The 20875-nt window shown below is 59.4% G+C and carries 17 protein-coding genes; 8 read left to right on the plus strand and 9 right to left on the minus strand.

The window, feature by feature from the left end:
• Positions 1 to 96 precede the first annotated feature (96 nt).
• Positions 97 to 615, minus strand: a complete 519-nt coding sequence (locus tag BFP93_RS01590; protein ID WP_065888161.1) for a sigma-70 family RNA polymerase sigma factor — start codon at positions 613 to 615, stop codon at positions 97 to 99.
• A 229-nt stretch (positions 616 to 844) separates the two neighbouring features.
• Between BFP93_RS01590 and BFP93_RS01595 the strand changes: the two genes are divergently transcribed.
• Complete coding sequence (locus BFP93_RS01595) at positions 845 to 2956, plus strand: condensation domain-containing protein (RefSeq protein WP_065891682.1); 2112 nt, start codon at positions 845 to 847, stop codon at positions 2954 to 2956.
• A 45-nt stretch (positions 2957 to 3001) separates the two neighbouring features.
• Here the strand turns inward: BFP93_RS01595 and basC are convergent, their stop codons facing one another.
• Both basC and BFP93_RS01605 read right to left on the minus strand, forming a co-directional pair.
• Positions 3002 to 4321: a putative histamine N-monooxygenase gene (gene basC / locus BFP93_RS01600; RefSeq protein ID WP_065891683.1), complete on the minus strand. Its 1320-nt coding sequence runs from the start codon at positions 4319 to 4321 to the stop codon at positions 3002 to 3004.
• A gap of 31 nt (positions 4322 to 4352) precedes the next feature.
• Positions 4353 to 8693: an amino acid adenylation domain-containing protein gene (locus BFP93_RS01605; protein ID WP_065891684.1), complete on the minus strand. Its 4341-nt coding sequence runs from the start codon at positions 8691 to 8693 to the stop codon at positions 4353 to 4355.
• A gap of 113 nt (positions 8694 to 8806) precedes the next feature.
• Between BFP93_RS01605 and BFP93_RS01610 the strand changes: the two genes are divergently transcribed.
• The 4 genes from BFP93_RS01610 to BFP93_RS01625 are packed head-to-tail and all read left to right on the plus strand — an operon-like array spanning position 8807 to position 13469.
• A complete protein-coding gene (locus BFP93_RS01610; protein WP_065891685.1) occupies positions 8807 to 9982 on the plus strand; it encodes an isochorismate synthase in 1176 nt (391 codons plus the stop codon).
• 27 nt (positions 9983 to 10009) lie between these two features.
• Positions 10010 to 11845, plus strand: a complete 1836-nt coding sequence (locus tag BFP93_RS01615; protein ID WP_065891686.1) for a (2,3-dihydroxybenzoyl)adenylate synthase — start codon at positions 10010 to 10012, stop codon at positions 11843 to 11845.
• Between the two features lie 39 nt (positions 11846 to 11884).
• Complete coding sequence (locus BFP93_RS01620; RefSeq protein ID WP_065891687.1) at positions 11885 to 13108, plus strand: histidine decarboxylase; 1224 nt, start codon at positions 11885 to 11887, stop codon at positions 13106 to 13108.
• A 28-nt stretch (positions 13109 to 13136) separates the two neighbouring features.
• Positions 13137 to 13469 carry an isochorismate lyase gene (locus tag BFP93_RS01625; protein ID WP_065891688.1) on the plus strand — a complete coding sequence of 111 codons (333 nt, stop codon included), beginning with the start codon at positions 13137 to 13139 and terminating at the stop codon, positions 13467 to 13469.
• 131 nt (positions 13470 to 13600) lie between these two features.
• Here the strand turns inward: BFP93_RS01625 and BFP93_RS01630 are convergent, their stop codons facing one another.
• Entirely contained in the window at positions 13601 to 14110 is a 510-nt protein-coding gene (locus BFP93_RS01630; protein WP_256095146.1) for a RidA family protein, read from the minus strand.
• Positions 14111 to 14236: 126 nt separating this feature from the next.
• Between BFP93_RS01630 and BFP93_RS01635 the strand changes: the two genes are divergently transcribed.
• Positions 14237 to 15151, plus strand: coding sequence for an AraC family transcriptional regulator (locus BFP93_RS01635; protein WP_218061228.1), 915 nt, complete (start codon positions 14237 to 14239; stop codon positions 15149 to 15151).
• A 96-nt stretch (positions 15152 to 15247) separates the two neighbouring features.
• Complete coding sequence (locus tag BFP93_RS01640) at positions 15248 to 16309, plus strand: SDR family oxidoreductase (RefSeq protein WP_065891689.1); 1062 nt, start codon at positions 15248 to 15250, stop codon at positions 16307 to 16309.
• Between the two features lie 46 nt (positions 16310 to 16355).
• On the opposite strand, the gene BFP93_RS01645 is transcribed toward BFP93_RS01640, so the two are convergent.
• The 4 genes from BFP93_RS01645 to BFP93_RS01660 all read right to left on the minus strand — a co-directional run bounded on the left by BFP93_RS01645 (position 16356) and on the right by BFP93_RS01660 (position 19891).
• The gene (locus BFP93_RS01645; protein ID WP_240996978.1) at positions 16356 to 16862 is read right to left on the minus strand and encodes a GNAT family N-acetyltransferase; all 507 of its coding nucleotides are present in this window, start codon (positions 16860 to 16862) and stop codon (positions 16356 to 16358) included.
• A 14-nt stretch (positions 16863 to 16876) separates the two neighbouring features.
• Positions 16877 to 17494 carry a TetR/AcrR family transcriptional regulator gene (locus BFP93_RS01650; protein ID WP_083203259.1) on the minus strand — a complete coding sequence of 206 codons (618 nt, stop codon included), beginning with the start codon at positions 17492 to 17494 and terminating at the stop codon, positions 16877 to 16879.
• A gap of 93 nt (positions 17495 to 17587) precedes the next feature.
• The gene (locus tag BFP93_RS01655) at positions 17588 to 18610 is read right to left on the minus strand and encodes a membrane dipeptidase (RefSeq protein ID WP_242522245.1); all 1023 of its coding nucleotides are present in this window, start codon (positions 18608 to 18610) and stop codon (positions 17588 to 17590) included.
• Between the two features lie 342 nt (positions 18611 to 18952).
• Positions 18953 to 19891 carry an alpha/beta fold hydrolase gene (locus BFP93_RS01660; RefSeq protein ID WP_065891690.1) on the minus strand — a complete coding sequence of 313 codons (939 nt, stop codon included), beginning with the start codon at positions 19889 to 19891 and terminating at the stop codon, positions 18953 to 18955.
• Positions 19892 to 19988: 97 nt separating this feature from the next.
• On the opposite strand from BFP93_RS01660, the gene BFP93_RS01665 reads away from it, so the two are divergent.
• A complete protein-coding gene (locus tag BFP93_RS01665) occupies positions 19989 to 20570 on the plus strand; it encodes a CGNR zinc finger domain-containing protein (protein ID WP_065891691.1) in 582 nt (193 codons plus the stop codon).
• Between the two features lie 64 nt (positions 20571 to 20634).
• On the opposite strand, the gene BFP93_RS01670 is transcribed toward BFP93_RS01665, so the two are convergent.
• Entirely contained in the window at positions 20635 to 20874 is a 240-nt protein-coding gene (locus tag BFP93_RS01670; protein WP_256095147.1) for a hypothetical protein, read from the minus strand.
• Between the last annotated feature and the right edge of the window lies 1 nt (position 20875).

Below are 20875 nucleotides of genomic sequence, written 5' to 3' on the forward strand. Positions count from 1 at the left end.
CCTGGCGTCCTTTTGCGTTCGAGCGTTTTGCACCGTGCCTACCGTGTATTTCGAACGATGCGACGAAACCCTCAATGGCGCTGCGGATTTAATTGTTCACAGCCCGGCCGTCGATGCGAAGGGATGGCAGGCCCGCAGGCCCGCCGCGATGTATTTTTCGACAGAGGACACCGACACGTTCAATTCGGCGGCGATGTCCCGATGGCCCATGCCATGCAGCTTGCACAGCAACAGTGCTTCGCGGGCCTTGGGCGGTTTGGCTTGCAGCGCGTCATCGATTTGCACCAGCGCCTCGGCGGCCAGCGCCCGCTCCTCTTCGGACGGCACCAGCGGTTCGGCCTGCTGCATCAGGGATTCCAGGTGGCGGGCTTCGCGGTGACGGCGACGATAGAGGTCAATCACCATGCCTTTGGCGATCTGGGTCAAATGGCAGCGCGAGTCTTCGATCGAAGGCACGCGGCCCTTCTTGATGAGGTTGAGATAGATATCGTGGGCCAGATCCGCAGCATCCAACGAATTGCCCAGCTTGCGCCGCAGCAGGCTGCACAACCAGCGGTGATGGTCGATGTACAGCTTTTCGAATTGCCGTTTGGACGCAAACGCTCCGTTGTTCACAACACCTCTCCTGAGACGAATCCACCCGCGATCAGATTTTGACTAATGCGAATATGTATGATTATTATTTGCGATCATACGGTGTTCATAAAGCCCCTGCAACGCAACCGGATTGCACGTCCTCTGACGCCCGGGTTCCCAGGCGTTACACCAGACCGAGGATGGGTCTGTCGGCACTTGGTGCCATCTCTACTTCTGACTGTTCAGTTTGATAAGGCGGGAAACTTCCATGATGGAACTCACTCCAGATACGTTTTCAAAACGATCTGCCACCGATTACGAAGCGCATATCTGGCTCTTGCAGCAGCAATATCCCGAACGCATTTCAAAGCACCTGAATGCCTGGAAACTCGACGCGACTGTCGACCGCGCAAGGCTGGAGTCGGCACTCCAGGCGGTGATCGAATCAATCCCCGAGCTCAATGCCCGCTATCAGTTCAACGATGACGGCGAAGTCGACAAGGTCCAGGCGCGCGACTGGCAAGCGTGCATCGAGCGCATTCAGGTGACCGGTGACGCCGGCCACTACCTGCTCTCCGAACAAGCCGCGCCGTGGGACGCCGAACACCAGCCGCCATTCAAGGCGCTGATTATGCAAACGCCGGATGCGCCCATCCTGGCGCTGGTCCTTCACCCGATTCTTGACCAGACCTGCCAGGCGAACGACCTGTACCGCAAGATCATGCACACCGCTGATACGCCACTGCCGTGGCTGCACCGCCAGGCGGACATCGGCGAGAACGCCGCCCAAACCGAAACACCTGAAGTCGCGGCCGTTATCCTCGCCGAGTTCCGCGAAGCCCTGGCGGAACCGGGCATGCTGGCGACGGATGACTTTTTCGACTTTGGCGGCCACTCACTGCTGGCCACCCGCATCATCGGCAAGCTGTCGAGCAGCCACGGCATCGAAGTCCAGTTCAACGATTTCTTCAGCGCACCCTCGGCAACCGCCTTGGCGGCACGCGCCCGGGTCATCGCGAAAAACGCTGCACCAACGACCGCCATCGGCTCGTCGCAAGATGTACAAAAAGCGCCGTTCGCACTGGCCCAGGCGTCCCTGGGACGCGCTTACGCCGCCTTCGAATTCGGCACGATCTTCAACCTGCCGTTTGCCATGGAGTTTCTCGACCCGGTGGATGAAGCGCTGTTCGAGCAGGCATTCCATGACCTGCTTGAGCGCCATGCCAGCCTGCGCAGCACCTTCCACTTCGAGCGTGGCGAGGCATACCAGCAAATCGTGCCGACCTCGCAGCTAGCACAGTTCAAGTGGTTCTGGCCCAGCCGCGAAAGCCAGGGTGCCACCCTGCAAAGCGAAGCCACCTATCAGTTCGATCTGACCCGCGAGCTGCCCCTGCGGGTGCGCTTCATTCAGGACGCGCAACATCAACGGCAAACCTTGTCGCTGCTCGTCCATCACATGGCCATTGATGAATGGTCGCTCAACGTGATGATGGAAGAACTGGCCCAGGCCTATCTGGCCCGAGCGGCCGACAAAGCGCCCGTCTGGAAAAGCCCGGCACCGTCCTTTCATGAATTCGCCGTGCGCCAGCAAGCCGCCGGGATCAACCAGAAGCACCTCGACTACTGGACCGGCATGCTGCGCGATGCCACCCGTGGCCTGACGCTGCCCTCCTCCGAGGCACCGCCGGCACAGGTATCGACCAAGGCCCAGTGGTTCGAGATCAAGCCCACCCAAGGCACGACCGACCCCCTGTACGCCTTCGCCCGGCAGAACAAGGCGTCACTGTTCGGCGTGGTCTATTCGGCAATCGTGCTCTCCCTGCACAAGCTCGGCGATTTGAAAGACCTGGTAGTGGGCACCTCGGCTTCCGGTCGCACAGATCCGGCGTATTACGACACGGTCGGCTACTTCACCACCATGGTCGCGCACCGCGTGCAATTCGATGCTCGACAAGCCGTCGGCGCCCTGATTGAAAACGTCAGTCGCTTGATCAACGACTCGATGGCCTACGCCGATGTGCCGATGGAGCAGATTCAACAGGCCCTGGGCATGACCCCGGCGGATGGACTGCTGTTCGACGTGTACATCCAGATTCACGCCAACAACGCCTTGAACGGCGCCCTGCGCACACCGGATAACGGCGCGATCCGCTACCGCCAGATTGACCCGGACAAAAACCAGTCGATGTTCGGTATTCAGTTCGAGATCATGGAAAACACGCTGGACGGCAAGCGCGCATTGCGCCTGGTGGTGACCTACCGTTCGGACCGTTACAGTGCACAACAGATGGCTCGCATGAGCGCCACGATTGAGCAGATGTTCGCGCTGTTTGCGACACCTGGCGCCGATACCCTCACCCTGGACCACATCCGCGTCTGACCTTCAACAGGGCCTTGGTAACACCAAGGCCCTGTCGTTCACGCACTACACCTCATGCATGCCATAACGCTGGAACGACGAGCGTTTGGGCAGGCGGTAGTGCGGGCGGCCGAGCAGTTGATTGGCAATGCTCGCGTTACGAATCGCGGCAACGCCCAGGTCCGGCGAGCCCACGCCATGCTGGAAGATCTCGGCGTTCTGCACAAAGATACGCCCTGCCCCGTCATCACAGCGACGTGCAGTGAAGTCATCCTCCACAAAGCAGTCACCGTGCTCATCGGTCTCCAGCACCGTCCCCTTGAGGCGCTCGAACCACTGCGGCCAAGCATGCCCGTAGCCCGTCGCGGCCACGATCGCGTCGGCCTCCAGGCTGCCGGCCTGGTCCAGCTCACGGTGCCGATAGGCAATACGCAGCGTACCGGCGACGTCCTCGACCGTCTCGACTTCACAATTCGACAGCAACGTCAGGCCAGGGTCACTGCCGCCGATGGAGCGCTCATAGATCAAGTCGTAGATAGCGGCGATCGTGGAAAAACTGATGCCTTTGTACAACAGGCCCTGCTTGGCCACGACCTCGCGACGGCGCTCGCGCGGGAGGCTGTGGAAGTACTCCATGTAGGACGGCGTAAAGCACTCCTGCCCCAGCTTGGAGTATTCCATGGGGTGGAAACCGGCTGAACGGGTGATCCAGCGGATCGAAGCGCCTGCGGCAATCCGCTCGGGGGTCAGCTCGTTGAACAACGCGAGCACGCACTCGGCGGCGCTCTGGCCGGAGCCAATCACGGTGACACGCCGACATTGCGACAACTGCGCCTGGCGCTTGCCAAACTCCGCCGAATGCAGGATCGGTGCCGTACTTTTCACCTGAGCCCAATGCGGCAATATGGGCGTAGTGCCAATGCCTACCGCCAGGTTTCGACTGGAATAGCAGCGTTTGAAGCCTGACACGGACTGGCTTTCAATCAGGAACTTGCCGGCTCCCGCGTCGTAAGTCACATCACAGATATCCTCGCCGAAGTGGCACGTCGGCAACTGCTGCGATGCCCAACGGCAATAGTGGTCGTACTCGCGGCGCGGCACCTGGAAGTTCTCGTAGTAATAGAACTGGTACAGGCGATCGTGCTGGTGCAGGTAATTCAGGTAGCTCAGCTCGTGGGTCGGGTCAGCCATCGTCACCAGGTCCGCCAGAAACGGCACCTGCAACGTGGTGCCCGGCAAGAGCAACCCTTCATGCCAGCGAAATTCGGCTTTGCGATCCAGGAAAAGACTGGTCACCTCGCAATGTTTGGACAATAAAGCGGCCAACCCGAGGTTAAAGGGCCCGATGCCAACACCGGCGATATCTACAGTGGGTAAATCCGTCATCCAATCTGTCTCCCTGGGTAGTGCTATATGGTTATGCGCAGGCGAGCAATCGCTCGACATCGTGTGCGTTACGGCAACGCAGTAATTGTCCGAGGGAAAGCGTCACCGCCAGTTCCTCCTGGAACCGCGCAGCGATGGCTTTCAAATGCTGGGGCCGCAGGCCCAGACTGATGAAGTCGACCGAGGCATTGGCGCCGTCCTGCGGGGGCCTGCCCAATACACTCAGGTAGATCGCCAAGACCTTGCTGCACGGGGTTTCAACGACCTCTTCGGCAGGCTCCAGCAACAAGCTGCGCGCGCGCGGGCGATCAGGCTTGCCGTTTTGCGATAACGGCAGCGCCTCCACCGCCAGGAAACGCGTGGGCACGTGGGATTGCGGCAAGTGCTCGCGGGCGAACTGGCGCAACGCGGCGGCGGTCAAGGGGGCGGCGTCTTCTGCGCTCACGTACAGCGCACCGATGTTGACCTCGCCCTGGCGCTGTTCGCCGTAGTCCACCACCAGCACGTGCCTGACCGCAGGATGCTTGATCAGCTCGTTCTCGATGTCGGGCAGCGACACGCGCACGCCGCGCACCTTTACGTAGCCATTCACGCGGCTGTCGAACATCAACGTGCCGTCACGGCGATAGCGCCCGCAGTCACCGCTACGAAATGCACGTACGGCCTGGCCGTGCTCATCGATCACGCTGATGAATTCGGTGTGTGCCAGCGCGCCGTCTTCCAGGTAGCCCAGGGCCAGGTTGACGCCTGCCGTATGAATGCGGCCGACAACCCCTGCCGGGCAATGCGCGCCCTGGGCGTCGAGCACCAGATAGCGGTTGCCCGGTAACGGTCGCCCGTAGGGAATTTGCAGTTGGTCATCGGCAGTGATGTCGTGCCAGATGCTCCAGATCGTGGTTTCTGTCGGCCCCCCCAGGGAAATCAGGCGTGACGATGGCAGCAGCCCGCGCAACTCGGCGATCACGCCCGGCTTGATGTAGTCGCCGCCCTGGGCGATCAGGCGCAGGCTGGCCAAGTCATAGTCACCACGGCACGCCAGCAGCATTTCGAGGATAGCCGGCACGGAACACCACAGCGTCACACCGTGCCTGGCGATCAACTGATTCCAACGCAGCGCATCCTTTTCCTCGCCGACGCCAGGCAGTACCAGCGTGGCGCCGGCCGTCAGGCAGCCGAGCACATCGAATACCGACATGTCGTGGTGCAGCGGGGTTACCGACATGAACACGTCGCTCTCGCTCACGCGCCAGTGTGACAAGGTGCTGCCGATGACATTGGCCGTGGCGCGGTTGCACAGCACCACGCACTTGGGCTTGCCGGTGGTGCCCGAGGTGTAGAGGTAATACGCCGGCGCTTCACTCAGCGAGCGATCATCCAGTATTGGCGCACTGGCTTGCGGCCCGGCCAGCAACTCGTTCGGCGTGGCGTGGGCCTGCTCGACCGTCTCGCCTGAGCTGATGATCACCAGATCGGGGCGGCAGTTTTCCAACAGATACTGCCGACGCTCGTCCGGCGCCGAGGCGTCGATAGGCACCCAGATCACGCCCGTCAGTGCACAGGCCAAGGTCAGCGTGGTGTGCTCCGGGCTGCGTGGCAGGCAGATGGCGACCACTTGGCCCGGGCCGATGCCACGGGTCTTGAACGCCGCAATGACACGCGACACATCCGCTCCCAGTTCGGCGTAGCTGATCTGCCGCTCGCCGCTGATCAGGGCGATCCGTTGGTTGGCGGGGTCGAACAGGTGCCTGGCGATTTGCGCCAGGAACCCTTCGGCACGGGCATCGGTTGTCGCGCTATTAAGGCAATAGTGAGACGTGTCGATGATCGCACCGGCGTCCACGGCAAACTCACCGCTGGCGCTGATCTGGCTGATGGCCTTTTCCAACGCATCCAGGATGTCGTGAACCACCGCTGGGTCGAGGACTTCCCGCGCATAGTCGATATCCAGCACCAGCGCGCCCTCGGCGTTTGCCCAGAAGCGAATGTCCATGGCCACTTGAGGCGTCTGGGTCAGGCCGCCTTGCAATTGCATGAGACTGTCCGCCGCCGACACCGGCCAGGAAAAACCATTGGTAATCACCACCGGCAGCACAGGGCCTGGGCCGTGGGATTCGAACAGCAACCGGGCAAGGTCCACGCCCGAATAGGCCAAGTGTTGCAGCCCTTCCAGCACGTCCACTTGCAGCTTCGCCGCACGCTCCGTGAAGGTGCCGGGCGCCTCGCTTCGGTTGATCGCGATAAAGCTGGAACGGTTGGCAAATGCACCGCCCGTTTGCGGCGCAACGGGCACCGCCACACACAAGCCGCCTTCATCGAGCCAGTGGGACAGCACCTCCATCACCAGCGCCATCAGGGCGGAGTTCTTGAATAGCCGCTGCCGGGCGCCCAATTTGCAGAAACCGTTGAATACCGCCTTGGGCACCTGTCGGCTCTGACGCTCGTAGCGCGAGGCCCGCACTTGATCGAGCGGCACGCGCCATGGCAAGCGTGGTGCGCCCGTCACGTCGGCGAGCTTGGTCTTCCAGTAAACCGCGTCGGCCTTGCGTTGATGGGCCTGATCCACCTGGGCAGGCGCAGCCTCGGCAGCGGCCTCATCACCGGTCAGTCCGTCGAACAGCTCGACCAACAACGCAGCAATGGAGCGGCCGTCGAGGATCAACGCATCCAGGCGCACGAACACGGTCAACTGGTGGTCGGGCAGGTGGAAGAGCGTGACATTCCAAGGCGCACGGTCCAGCTCGAAGATGGCGTGGGCGTAGGCCTCGCGGCGTTCATCGATGTACGCCGACGCGGCTTGCGCCGACATCGATGTAAGGTCGACTTCGTCTAGATTGATGCGGGCTTCATCGCTGACGTAACTTACTAACTTAAGCGCATCCACCCGTGTGCGCAGGCTGTCATGGCGCTGCACCATCGCTGCCAGGCGACTGCGCAGCAGCGTCGGGTCCATGGCCCCGTGGTATTCACGAAACTCCTGCATGGCCACGCCGCCAAGAGGCACCTGGGTGCCACGCCCCAACAGGTACGCCTGCTGCAGGGCTGACAGTGGTTTTTCGAGTGTGCGCGAAACACCGACATTGAGCGCTTGATCCAACGCGCGCGAATCGGCCGCCACTTCCTGCGTGATCGCCACAAAGCGCTCAAAGAACGTCGTTACCCACGGCAGTGGCAACGCATCAAGACGGATATCCCAGTTGATCAGGATGCCGCCATCGGCGCAGGCGATCTGTGCATCAAGCGCCACCTGAGGCCCTTGGGAGATGACCCAATTCATCGGGCCGAATACACGCCGCACGCGCGGCGAAAGCAAGTCGCCACCGGGCATGTCCAGCGCGGCAGTAAAGACCACCGGCGCCAGCTGTGGCGAGCCGTGATGGCGGGACAGGTCGCGCATCACATTCACCCCCGGATAGGCGCAATGCTCAAGCAGGCCGACCATTTTTTTCGCCAGTTGCGCACACAGCGCGGCCGGCGTGGCGGCGGACTCGATGTCCACATCCAGAATCAACACATTGGCGAAGTCCCCCACCACGCGCTCGACATGATCCACCAGCGGTTGGCGCCAGAACGTCGGTACATTGAGACGAAAGCTACGGTCGCCGGTCTGCTCCCCGAGCACCGCCGCAAACAGCCCCATCATCAAGGTCGACAGGGTGATCCTGCGTTCCCGTGCCAGGTGTTCCAATGCCTGACGCTCGACGGGGCCCAGCCAGGTATGGAGTCGGTGGCTTTGCGCGTGCTCCGGCGGATGTTCTAGCAATGGCAAGGTGGGGGCCGGCGCAACGTGCGCCAAACGTTCACGCCACCAGGCACGGTCGCGATCCCGAGCGGCCTTGAGCGCCGGGTCGACACGCACCTTGTCGTACCAGTCGAAGAAGGATGGCGTGTTCGCCAGCGTGTCATCGGGCTGCTCGTAAATCCGGGCCAGGTCTTCCATCAGCGTGCGGAAACTGGAGGGGTCGATGGCGATCATGTCGGTATCGACATGCAGGCGAAACCTATCGTCGGCCACCAGGCTCACTGCAAACCGGGCGCCCGGCTCATGGCGCAGGTCCAGTTGCTGATGTGTCCACGCCTCCCGTTTGGCCAGCAGGTGGCGGGTGGCCTGCGACTCGGTCATGGCACGCAGGTCTTCGACTTCCAACCGCGGCGATTGGTCCATGGACGCGATGGATTGCAGCCCTTGCACATCCACGCGCATTCGCAGCATCGGATGCAGCAGGCTGGCCCGCTCTAGCGCTTGGTGTAACCGGTCCAGGTCAATGCACTGGCCATCGAACTCGGCATAAAGATGAGCCGAAACTCTCCCTAAAAAGGCATGAGCAGTACGCCCGATCCAACAGGCGGCCTGCATCGAAGTTAACTCTCTCATGGTCCACTCATGTGATTGACAAATCTAAATGATTAGCGTCACCTATTAGAAACGATAATGATTATATTTCAAGGTATAATTTTTTGACCACAAGCCACGGAGGCTTTCTGCACATGAGAACGGGCACCCTTAGGACGAGCGACATGGATGAGGTGCAACAGCTTGACGAAACGCGGAGTTTTTCATTCACCTCCGGCGATCGTGAGCTGGCGGTCAGCGGCATGTTGCAACGAATCGAAACGCCGGCCATCGCCGGTGAAAACGCCAGCAGCCTGTTTCAAAAAACCGTCTCGCACGCCTTTGAACAAGCGCGCAAAGCGGGCCAGGCCAACCCGATCATCGTCGGCGCCATCCCCTTCGATCCCGCTGAAGCGTCCTGCCTCTACATCCCCGAACACGCCGAGTGGCGTGCCCGCAGCGGTGCCGTGCACACCGGTGCGGCCTCGATGCCGGAACTGCTTGAACAAAAAAACATACCGGACGAGCAAGGCTTCAAGCGCACGGTCGAACACGCCATCGTCAACTTCCGCCACAGCGACGTGCGCAAGGCCGTGCTCTCGGTGCAGCGTGAATTGCTGTTTGCCCAGGATGTGGACGTGAGCGCCATGCAGAACAATCTGCGTGCCCAGAATCCCAGCGGCTACCACTTCCGCGTGCCCATGCCGGACGGCGCCACGCTGATCGGCGTCAGCCCCGAATTGCTGGTGCACAAGGACGGTCTGGATTTCGTGTCCAATCCCCTCGCCGGCTCGGCCAAGCGCATGGCTGACCCCGAAGCCGACCGGCGCAACGCCGACTGGCTGGCCGCCTCGGAAAAAGACCACTATGAACACCGCCTGGTGACCGAAGACATCGCCTCCCAGCTCGGCCCATTGTGCACACGGCTGGACGTGCCACAGCGCCCTAGCCTGATCAGCACGCCCGCGCTGTGGCACCTCTCCACCCGTATCGAAGGCACCCTGGCCGACCCCGGCATTTCCGCCTTGCAGTTGGCGTGCCGCCTGCACCCAACCCCTGCGGTGTGTGGCTTCCCTACCGAGCGCGCGCGGCACCTGATCCGCTTCGTCGAGCACGTCGAGCGAGGCCTGTTCACCGGCATGGTCGGCTGGTGCGACGCCCAGGGTAACGGCGAATGGGTCGTGACCATCCGCTGCGGCACCATCAAGCGCAACAAGGTCCGCCTGTTCGCCGGCGCCGGCATCGTCGAAGCCTCAAGCCCCGACTCCGAATGGACAGAAGTCCAGACCAAGCTCGGCACCATGCTGCGCGCATGCGGCCTGGCCCACTAATTTCCCCATTTTTCAGCAGTGACCCTCATGACCCTAGAATTCACGCACTGGCCCCTCGAAAGAGCACAACGCTATCGGGAAAACGGCTACTGGATCGATCAACCCCTCACCCACCTGCTCCAGGCAAGCAGCCAGGCACAGCCCCAGGCTTGCGCGATCATTTGCGGCGAGCGTCGCTTCAGTTATGGCGAGCTGGATCAACTGTCCTCCAACCTCGCCTCGCGCCTGGCCGCCAGCGGGCTTGGCCACGGCGACACCGCGCTGGTGCAACTGCCCAACATCGCCGAGTTCTACATCGTGCTGTTCGCGCTGCTCAAGGCCGGCATCGTGCCGCTCAACGCGCTCTACAGCCATCGCAAACTGGAGCTTAAAAGCTACGCCAGGCAAATCACGCCAAAGCTGTTGATCGCCTCCCGTGAGCATGAAGTGTTTCGTGATGACGGCTACCTCGCCGACCTCAACGAAGTCGGCGCAAGCCCTGAGGTCACGCTGTTCCTCGGCGAACAGCATGCCCCCAACGACCTGGCTGCCTGGATCGAAAGCCCGAGCGACAGCCCCGTGGATTTCTCCCCCAGCGCACCGGATGAAGTGGCCCTCTTCCAATTGTCCGGCGGCAGCACCGGTACACCCAAGCTCATCCCACGCACCCACAATGACTACCACTACAACGCCCGCACCAGTGCCGAGGTGTGCGGCCTGACCGCACAAACACGCTTCCTGTGCGCCCTGCCGGCAGCGCATAACTTCCTGCTCAGCTCCCCGGGTGCCCTGGGCGTGCTGTACGCAGGCGGTACCCTCATCATGGCGCCGAGCCCGGAACCGCAGACCTGCTTCGCAATGATCCAGCGCCACGAAGTCAACACCGTCGCCCTGGTGCCCAGTGCCGTCGCGTTGTGGCTGCAGGCCGCGCCGCAGCACGCCGAACAACTGCAATCGCTTGAATTCCTGCAGGTCGGCGGCGCCGTGTTCGCCGACTCGCTGGCCCGCCAGGTGCCCGGGGTGCTCGGCTGCAAACTGCAGCAGGTGTTCGGCATGGCCGAGGGCCTGATCAACTATACCCGCCTGGATGACACCGACGAGCAAATCTTTACCACCCAAGGCCGCCCGATCAGCCCGGGGGACGAAATCAAAATCGTCGATGAACAGGGTGTGCCCGTAGCGCCCGGCGAGCCCGGCCTGTTGGCTACCCGCGGCCCCTACACCTTCTGCGGCTACTACAAGAGCCCCGAACAGAACGCCCAGGCCTTCGACAACGAGGGTTACTACTACTCCGGAGACCTGGTGCAAATGACACCCAGCGGTGACCTGCGCGTCGTCGGCCGGGTCAAGGACCAGATCAACCGGGGTGGCGAAAAAGTCGCTTCCGAAGAGATCGAAAACCTCATCGTGTTGCACCCCGACGTCACCCACGCCGGTCTGGTCGCCATGCCCGACGCCGCACTGGGGGAAAAGAGCTGCGCCTTCGTCGTCTCGTGCAATCCCAACCTCAAGCCGCCCGCCCTGCGTCGCCACCTGATGGAACTGGGCATCGCCGAATACAAACTGCCCGACCGCATCCGGCTGATCGACACCATGCCGCTCACCGCCGTGGGCAAGATCGACAAGAAACAGCTGCGCCAACTGCTGACGGCGGAAACCACCCGCGCCTGGCTGAAAACCCGCGTATTGCAATTGATCGAAGACGGCGAAGCACTGGACCCCGAGGAAAACCTGATTTTCTACGGCCTCGACTCCCTGCAAGTGATGAAACTTGCCGCCGAACTCAAGGCGCGTGGAATCGCCGTCACCTTTGAAGAGCTGGCCGACTCGCCCACGCTCGCCAGTTGGTGGTCGCTGGTGGACACGCGGCAAAAAGCGGCCTGAACGGGCCGCTTCGCCCAGTCGATTTAAAAGGAGTTAGAGATGACGTTATCCACGGCCGACCAAAGCAGGCTTGAGCACTTCTGGCAGCACTGCGTGACCCATCAGTACTTCAACATCGGCTACCCCGAATCCGCCGATTTCGATTACTCTCAGTTGCACCGTTTCCTGCAGTTTTCGATCAACAATTGCGGGGACTGGAACGAGTACAGCAACTATGTGCTGAACTCGTTCGACTTTGAAAAGGACGTGATGACGTACTTCTCCGAGCTGTTCGACATTGCGCTCGAAGACAGCTGGGGCTACGTCACCAATGGCGGCACCGAAGGCAATATGTTCGGCTGCTACCTGGCCCGCGAACTGTTCCCTGACGGCACCCTGTATTACTCCAGGGAAACCCACTACTCGGTGGCCAAGATCGTCAAGCTGCTGCGCATCAAATGCCGCGCCGTCGAATCCCTGCCCAACGGCGAGATCGACTACGACGACCTGATGCTCAAGATCGCCGACGACCAGGAGCGTCACCCGATCATCTTCGCCAATATCGGCACGACGATGCGTGGCGCGGTGGACAATATCGCGACCATCCAGCAACGGCTGCAACTGGCGGGCATTGCCCGGCGTGACTACTACCTGCATGCCGACGCGGCGCTGAGCGGGATGATCCTGCCCTTCGTCGACCACCCGCAACCCTTCACGTTTGCCGACGGCATCGATTCGATCTGCGTGTCCGGGCACAAGATGATTGGTTCGCCGATCCCGTGCGGCATCGTGGTCGCCAAGCGCAAGAACGTGGCGCTCATCTGCGTGGAAGTCGACTACATCCTGGCCCATGACAAAACCATCAGCGGCTCACGCAATGGCCACACGCCGCTGATGATGTGGGCGGCACTGCGCAGCCACTCGTTCGCCGACTGGCGCCAGCGTGTCCGCCACTGCCTGGACCAGGCGCAATATGCCGTGGATCGCTTCCAGGCAGCCGGCATCGATGCATGGCGCAACGAGAACTCCATCACCGTGGTGTTTCCCTGCCCGTCGGAAAGCATCGCGAAAAAGTATTGCCTGGCCATCTCCGGTGGCACCGCGCACTTGATCACCACGCCCCATCATCACGACAACTGCATGATCGACGCCTTGATTGATGAGGTCATCGCCGAGCGTGACAGCAACGCCTGGGGCACTGGCGCCGCCCGTGCGCGTCAAGGCGCCCATGAACAGCCGCCCACCGCTGCCCGGCTGGCGTGTCCACGCTTCGACGTCATCTGAAACGAACCCTTTATTAGAGACAAACACTATGTCGTCACTGAAAACCCCCGAGGCGTGCGAAAGCCTCACCGACATCCGCGCGGGCATCGACTTTTTCGACCGTCAGATCCTGGAGTCACTGCAACAACGCTTGGGTTACGTGAAGGCCGCCGTGCGCTTCAAGGCCAACGAACAAGCGATCCCCGCGCCGGAACGGGTGGCGGCGATGCTGCAGGACCGCCGCGAGTGGGCCGTCGACACTGGATTCGATGTGGATTTTGTGGAAAAACTCTACGAGCACATCATTTATTGGAACATCCAACAGCAAATCTCACATTGGCGAGCGCTTTATCCGCAGCGAAGTATGGAAAACGCTGGCTAAAGCATCGAAAGGCCCGCGCATTCAGGTCCATCCGCCAGGGTGGACTTGACCCCCACGTATCACACATTTCCATGGCCAGTTTGAGGCGGGTTGCACGCTGCTCCAACATGCAACGCCGCCTCTACCGCCTGTTATATCCCGAAAATAGCTTCAATTTCGATATTCAGTTCCGGGGAAAACAATTTGGAAACCTCGACCAGGGAGCTGGCAGGGAGATGCCCATCATAGTGCTGCGCCAGCACCTTGCGCAGTTCGCCGGCCTGGCTGAAGTCGGTGATGAAGATAGTCACTTTCAAGAGTGCAGACATATCGGTGCCCTCCTCGACTGCAACCGTTTTAATCTGCTGCAAAATAGCATTGGCCTGTTTTTCAAGACTTTGCCCTTGAGCCTCAGTGCCGAATGCAGTAAAGCCTGACAGATAGAGCGTGTGGCCATTTTTTACTGAATGCGAATAGGGCCCCACTGCGGGAGGAAGTGCCGGGTAATTTTTACATTCGATATTAGCGCTTGGCATATGAGTAAGTCCGAATTTTAGTGCATGGGTGATTATGAGTTTATGAATTAAAGTACGTGGCCAGGTGATTTTCAAGTTAGCCATGTTCTCAAAGTCCGGCAAAAGACAATAGTCACGTTTCTGCACGATTACTGCCTGATCCTCTACGTGTGGATTTTTCCAACACGCTGCGCTTTCTGCATGTGTCATAATTTCGTATGACAATGTGTAAATATGGGTCTTACCCCACTGTGCCTGCAAAGGAGGCCCTAATTGGCGGAAAACTATCGTTTTGCGGCTGAAGATGGCCGAGTGGCGCTCAGGGATATGATTCGTGGGCTTCTCACTGAGGAGGGCCGCTTCCCAACCCCTATCGAGGGTTTTACGCTGCACCGCTATGACCATTCAGATACGGCAAAACCCCACTTCTACAAGCCGATACTTATTATCGCAGTACAGGGGAGGAAGTGGGTTCGTATGGGTGTCAATGATATTTCATTCGGGGAGTACACATGTTTTATCGCCGGCGTGAACATGCCCGTCTCCAGTTGTCTCCTGGAAGCGACTTCCGAGAGGCCCTACCTGTCAGTTTCCCTGGATCTTGACAGGCCTTTGATCGCTGCATTAGCTGCTAGAATTCCAGCGCCGACTGAATATAATCACGACATTGCCGTTGGCGCAGCGGTACAAGAACTCAGCCCGGAATTGCTTGATGCTTTTTTAAGAATGCTTGAATTACTCGATAAGCCAGAGCACGCCAAGGCATTAGGAGCGCTAATATCGCAAGAAATTCACTACCGACTGCTCACAACACCCTTTGGACATCAACTTCGACTTTTGAATACAGTCGGTTCTCAAAACAATAAAATTGATCAGGCGATCATGTGGCTGCGGGAAAATTACCGGGAAACGTTGCAGGTAGATAAATTGGCCGGGACATTGAATATGGCGCCTTCCACTTTATACAAGTATTTTAAAAAAATAACGACACTCAGCCCTTTGCAATATCAGAAGCGTCTGCGTTTGGATGAGGCGCAACGCCTGATGCTGGTTGAAGATTGCGATGTGACAGAAGCGGCCTTAATGGTCGGCTATGAAAGTGCCAATCAATTTGGTCGAGAATATAAGCGGCTGTTTGGCGAGCCGCCCAGAAAGAATGTCGTCAACATCAAGACCGGTAGGCAGTAGCCGCTTGGAGCCGCGATTTTGATGCCCCTGCGGATCAGATCAGGTTGAACCTCTGTCACTCAGGCGGACTCCCAAACCTGAATCCAGGAGAAACATATGAGCCAAACAGCTTTGGTCGTCGGCGCCAGCGGCATCGTCGGCAGCGCCATCACTCAGTTATTAATCGACAACAACTGGCAGGTCGCCGCGCTGTCCAGGCACCCATCGCAAGCGCCAGGCGTGATCCCCGTGGCGGCAGACCTTCAGGATCCCGCTTCGCTGGAACACGCGCTCGCGGGTTTGAAGCCCACGCATGTGTTCATTACGACATGGTCACGGCAAGCCACGGAAGCCGAGAACATTCGTGTCAATGCGGCCATGGTTCGCAACGTGCTGGCCGCCATTCGTCCAGCCAGGAGCGTTGAACACGTAGCGCTGGTCACGGGGCTGAAACACTACCTCGGCCCATTCGAAGCCTATGGTAACGGCAGCCTTCCGCAAACACCGTTCCGCGAGGATCAGGGTCGTCTGGACATCGAAAATTTCTACTACGCCCAGGAAGACGAACTCTTCGCCGCAGCTGAAAAGGACGGCTTTACCTGGAGCGTTCATCGCCCCCATACGGTCACCGGGGTTGCTGTAGGCAACGCGATGAACATGGCCACCACCCTCGCTGTCTATGCCTCGATTTGTAAACAGACCCATCGCCCTTTTGTATTTCCCGGATCAACAGTGCAGTGGGACAGCCTCACTGACATGACGGATGCCCGGCAGTTGGCCAAACAACAATTGTGGGCGGCCACTACGCCGGCTGCGGCCAATCAGGCATTTAACGTCACGAATGGCGATGTCTTTCGTTGGAAATGGATGTGGAGCCGAATTGCCGAATACTTCGACGTGCCTGCCGCCGATTATCCCGCTTCACCCTCCCCCCTTGCCGGGCAGATGGCTGACGACCAAGCCGTATGGACGCAAATGGTCGCGCAATTCGGGCTGAAGGAATCCGATATCGGTCGGCTGATATCCCCATGGCATACCGATGCGGACCTGGGTCGACCCATCGAAGTGGTCACGGACATGTCGAAAAGCCGTGCCATGGGCTTCACCGCCTACCAGGCGAGCGATCAGGCATTTTTCGACGTGTTCGACAAACTACGCGAGACACGCTTGATACCTTAGGCCGTTCCTGAGACGCCAGGCCGTTTGTTGCCTCTCACCGCAGGCATCAATCGGCCAGGAGCGCCCAGCGTTCGTGATCACACCAGACTCCGCCGATCTGAAGGTATTTCGCAGAAAACCCCTCTTTCGTGAATCCGAGACGTTTGACCAGTGCTATTGATCGCACATTTTCAGGTTGAATATTGGCTTCGATACGGTGAAGCCCTAATTCCTCAAAGGCATACCTCGTTGTCAACCCCACCGCCTGGGACATTCTTCCAGTCCCGGCAAACGAAGCCATGCCCCAGTAACTGAGATAGGCGTTTTGAAATCCTTTATAGAAGATCTGGCTTAGATGGGTGACTCCCACAATGTGCCCGGATTCTCTATCGCGGGCCACCAGCCCAACGCTTGCGCCCGTAATGTGTGCCGAATACCACTCCTCGAACCCTGAAGCGGTCGTGAACGGCTGTACCCAGCGGCCATGATATTCAAGGCTTTCCCGATTCGCGTGGAGAAGCTCGTCCCTATCTTTGCGCGTGACCCGGGCAAGCCTGACGTTCGACATTTCCATAGCGGCACCTCTTCTTACCTTTTGTCCTGGGCTACAGCTCCAATGAGAGTCGAAAACATCTCTTCTGCCTCGGCAACGGAGCAATTTCCACGTGTAACGGCGCATGTCAGCGCGTCTCCCGCCGCAACCAGTGCCGCGCAGGCCAATGCCAGCGATTCCAGGCGAACGCTTGAGTGAGGCCGTAGGACTTCCACGAACATCTCGATCACCGCGTCAACCAACTCTTGGTACACGCCAGCTTTCTCATCGCTTCCTGCAAGCGCCGCGCCGACAGCATGAAATTCGTCACCCTGGTCGGTTCCGCAGGCCAGATAGGCTTTAGCCAAAGCCAATACAGTGTCTTTCGCCGGTCGATTTTCCTGAGCCATAAGCGTGCGAAACGCGGTAATACGTTCGGTGTCTATCCAACGATAGAGGTCAATCAAAAGACCGGTTCTGGTCTCGAAATGCTCGTAGGTCACAGGCTTTGAAACGCCTGCGCACACTGCCAGGTGGCCCAGCGTCAGTCGATCCGCACCTTCCTCCCGAACGATCACACGCGCCGTTTCGAGCAGTTGCTGACGCCGCTCGGGCTTCGGCAGACGACCTGAGGTCCTCTTGTCGGCGACGATCTTTGTGTTTTTCACTTGCATACCTACAACCTACTATCTGTAAAGTTAGTGGAGCACAGGTGTTGAGACGTTACAAGCGTCTGGAAGAATGCAAGGTAGGGGTTGAGGCCTTGATCAGCGTGTAAACGTTTTTTCGAGCACAGAATTTGGCCAGGTTGCCTCTGCAATACGCATGAAATTATTGCCGTAGATCGCTTGGATATCCGCATCTGAATAACCCAAGCGCGTCAATTTCTGTGCGACCTCACCCAGGGTCTCGGGCTGCAACTGAACATGTCCGTTCATCTGGCCATAGTGCTCAATCGGCCACCAGTCGTTCTCGTCTTCACCTTCCGGCAAATCTTTGTGCTCGGGGTACAACTCGGTATCCAAACCTATGCCGATATGGCTTGTCCCGATGCGCTCTGCCAGATAGTCGATTTGTCGAACGTAAGCGTCTACGGAGGCCGATGGGTCGCCCAGGAATATGCCTAGGCCTGTAAGTCCGATGACGCCACCTTGAGCCGCACAGGCTAATATTTGTTCGTCATCGATTGTTCGCGGGTGATCAAAAACCGCTTTAACGTTGGTGTGGGAGAAAATCGCGGGGCGCTGTGAAATTTCCATAATTTCAAGACTTGAGCGTTTGCTGGCGTGCGAACAGTCAATAACAATTCCCGCTGTATTAATACTCTGAACGACCTTGCGTCCCAGGGTGGTCAATCCGCTACCTGCGCCATGGCAGCCGCCAGCACAACTGTTGTCGCGGTTGTAGGCAAGCAACATTTGGCGAACCCCTAGGCTTGCGAACAGCGCCACCATCGCAGGGTCCTGCCGCAGCATATTGGAACCTTCGAGGTCAAAGGAGACCGCGAGCTTTCGAGACGTGTGCGCATGGTAGATATCGTCAACGCTGGCGACCAGGACAAAGTCTTCAGGGTGTTGAGCGAGCCAGCTCCTGAAACCCGCAAGCGTTCGCATCACGGTTTCAAACGGGGTCATGTCCATGCCCACGTTGATCGAGACATGATGAAAGCCGGCTTCTCGGTACCTGTTCAGGCGCGACATATCCTGTCCGGGAATCAATGGCAGGCACGCATGGGCCTCCCATTGAATCGCCGGAGCCTTACTGACTCCTGATGGGTCAAGCTTCATCATTTAAACCCCGTCCAATCGGTTCGCTGTCCACTCGTGCGCCAATGAGGCCATGGCGCACTTCGCAATTTGCGCATCCTGCACATGCAACCCATTACATCTGCGAACTGTTAACGCTATCCCGGGCTACCGTCTACAAGTATTTACGACGTTCCAGAGCAGCCACTGGCGCTCAACAAAACTGATGACTTGAAGGTGAACCAGGCAATTCATCGGTCCCCTCCTCCACCCGTAAGCGCGAACTGGCCCGCGAAGAATCTCGGAGCGCCGCGTGAGACCTGCGTCGCGGCGTTACCGTTGACGTTCTTCGCGAGCCAGTTCGCGCCTACAAAGGGGTTGCGTTGGTCACCGCAGGTTCTTGTCCAGGAACGCCCGTATCACTGGAATGATCTCCTTGGCATGGGTTTCCAGCGCAAAGTGCCCGGTGTCATAAAAACGAATATCCGCCTTGGGAATATCGCGCTTCCACGCCTCGGCGCCGGCCGGCACGAAGAATGGGTCGTTCTTTCCCCAGACCGCGAGCAGCGGTGGCTGGTACTGGCGGAAGTACGCCTGGAAGGCCGGGTACATCGCTACGTTGGAGGCGTAGTCCAGCAACAGGTCGAGCTGGATGTCGGCATTGCCCGGCCGGGATACCTGCAGCCCTTCCAGGGTGTAGCCATCGGGTGAAACCGCGCTTTGGTCGGACACGCCTTCCAGGTACTGCCACTTGATCGAGGCGGGGGTTGGGAAGTCGCGCAGGGCGTCACGGTTTTGCTGGGTCGGGGCCTGCCAGTAGCGTTGGATAGGCGCCCATCCTTTGCCCAGGCCTTCTTCGTACGCGTTGCCGTTTTGGGAAATGATCGCGGTCACCCGCTCCGGATGGGCGCTGGCCATGCGCCAGCCCACGGGGGCGCCGTAGTCGTGGACCATCAGCGCGTATTTATCGAGTTTGAGCTGTTCGGTGAACTGGCCAATGGTCTTGGCCAGTTGGCTGAAGGTGTAGGCGTATTCGCCGCGTGGAGGGCCTTGGGTGAAGCCGAAGGCCGGCAGGTCTGGCGCGATGACGTGATAGCGGTCGGCAAGCTCGGGCATGAGTTCGCGGAACATGAAGGATGAACCGGCGAAGCCGTGCAGCAGCAACACGGTCGGCGCGCTGGGGTCGCCGGCCTCGCGGTAGAACACCTTGACGGCACCGACCTGCTCATAGCGGTAATGCACTGTGTTGTCGGCATGGACAGCGCCGCTCATCAGCAAGGAGGCAGCGAGCCCGGCAGCGGCCAGGGAGGCGTTGGATGGAGTCATGATGTGGCTTCCTGTGTAACCGTTAAAGTTGGTGTTTGAAGGTTATCCCCGGATTTGGTAACCTGTCAAACATAATTTATTGGTTACAGGCTGCCCCATGAATCCGAACAGCACTGCCTCAGGCGCACTTTTTCTGGCTGACAACCTTGCCCTCGATTTCATTAACTCCGAGTACGGGGTGGGTGATCAGCGCCATGACTGCTTCGTCGATGATCACAGCGTCATGAGCTGGCTGACGCAAGCGGGGCTGTTGTCCGAGCACGTTGAACTGCAGGCTCCGAGTGGGCTGCTGGCGCTCGCGCGCACGCTTCGCGCGAGTTCAAGGGCGGTAGTGAATGCCGCAATGACAGGCGTTCCCGTCGATCCTGCGCTGATCAACCAGGTGCTTGAAGCGGGGCAGCCGGTGAGCCGGCTGGAATGGGAACAGGAGAAGAAGGCATTTCGAGCGGCCACTTATCCTCGGGACAGCAGTCCGGCCAGCTTGCTTGGGCCGGTGGCCGAGGCGCTGGTGGGCCTGGTCACTCACGATAAGTTTGAATACGTCCGGCAGTGCGAGGCTCACGACTGCGTGCTGCTGTTCCATGACCTGAGCAAATCACACCGCCGCCGCTGGTGCAGCATGGCGACCTGCGGCAACCGGATGAAGGTGGCGGCGTTTCGTTCCAGGAATAAACCTTGATCGTTCTTGCCGCCCGTATCCGGCGAAGGCGGTGCGCGCGCCATGAATGGTCGCGCCCCTTTTCTTATTGATGAGTGTCCGCTTCCTCAGCCGGATAAAACTCGCCCTCCTTGCCGATTTCTTTCAGGCGTTCGCGCACAATGGCCTCAATGCTGGCGACGGCGGCTTGATCGTCAGGGTTGACCAACTGCAAGCACAGGCGTCGGATATTCTGATCGTGGGTGCCCTCGCTCATCATTTCGTGGGTGAAGGCTTGTTCGCCACGCCACAGGCACAGCTGGGTATGCGTCCCGCCGAGCCATATT

Origin of the sequence: Pseudomonas sp. 44 R 15 (genome assembly GCF_900004965.1) — a bacterium.
GTDB lineage: Bacteria > Pseudomonadota > Gammaproteobacteria > Pseudomonadales > Pseudomonadaceae > Aquipseudomonas > Aquipseudomonas orientalis_A.

Excerpts from the sequence above, each read along its gene's own strand:
- BFP93_RS01645 (WP_240996978.1), bottom strand. The coding sequence starts at position 16,862 with ATGGAAATGTCGAACGTCAGGCTTGCCCGGGTCACGCGCAAAGATAGG.
- BFP93_RS01620 (WP_065891687.1), top strand. The coding sequence starts at position 11,885 with ATGACGTTATCCACGGCCGACCAAAGCAGGCTTGAGCACTTCTGGCAG.
- BFP93_RS01665 (WP_065891691.1), top strand. The coding sequence starts at position 19,989 with ATGAATCCGAACAGCACTGCCTCAGGCGCACTTTTTCTGGCTGACAAC.
- BFP93_RS01605 (WP_065891684.1), bottom strand. The coding sequence starts at position 8,693 with ATGAGAGAGTTAACTTCGATGCAGGCCGCCTGTTGGATCGGGCGTACT.
- BFP93_RS01650 (WP_083203259.1), bottom strand. The coding sequence starts at position 17,494 with ATGCAAGTGAAAAACACAAAGATCGTCGCCGACAAGAGGACCTCAGGT.
- BFP93_RS01640 (WP_065891689.1), top strand. The coding sequence starts at position 15,248 with ATGAGCCAAACAGCTTTGGTCGTCGGCGCCAGCGGCATCGTCGGCAGC.
- BFP93_RS01660 (WP_065891690.1), bottom strand. The coding sequence starts at position 19,891 with ATGACTCCATCCAACGCCTCCCTGGCCGCTGCCGGGCTCGCTGCCTCC.
- basC (WP_065891683.1), bottom strand. The coding sequence starts at position 4,321 with ATGACGGATTTACCCACTGTAGATATCGCCGGTGTTGGCATCGGGCCC.
- BFP93_RS01610 (WP_065891685.1), top strand. The coding sequence starts at position 8,807 with ATGAGAACGGGCACCCTTAGGACGAGCGACATGGATGAGGTGCAACAG.
- BFP93_RS01625 (WP_065891688.1), top strand. The coding sequence starts at position 13,137 with ATGTCGTCACTGAAAACCCCCGAGGCGTGCGAAAGCCTCACCGACATC.
- BFP93_RS01595 (WP_065891682.1), top strand. The coding sequence starts at position 845 with ATGATGGAACTCACTCCAGATACGTTTTCAAAACGATCTGCCACCGAT.
- BFP93_RS01655 (WP_242522245.1), bottom strand. The coding sequence starts at position 18,610 with ATGATGAAGCTTGACCCATCAGGAGTCAGTAAGGCTCCGGCGATTCAA.
- BFP93_RS01615 (WP_065891686.1), top strand. The coding sequence starts at position 10,010 with ATGACCCTAGAATTCACGCACTGGCCCCTCGAAAGAGCACAACGCTAT.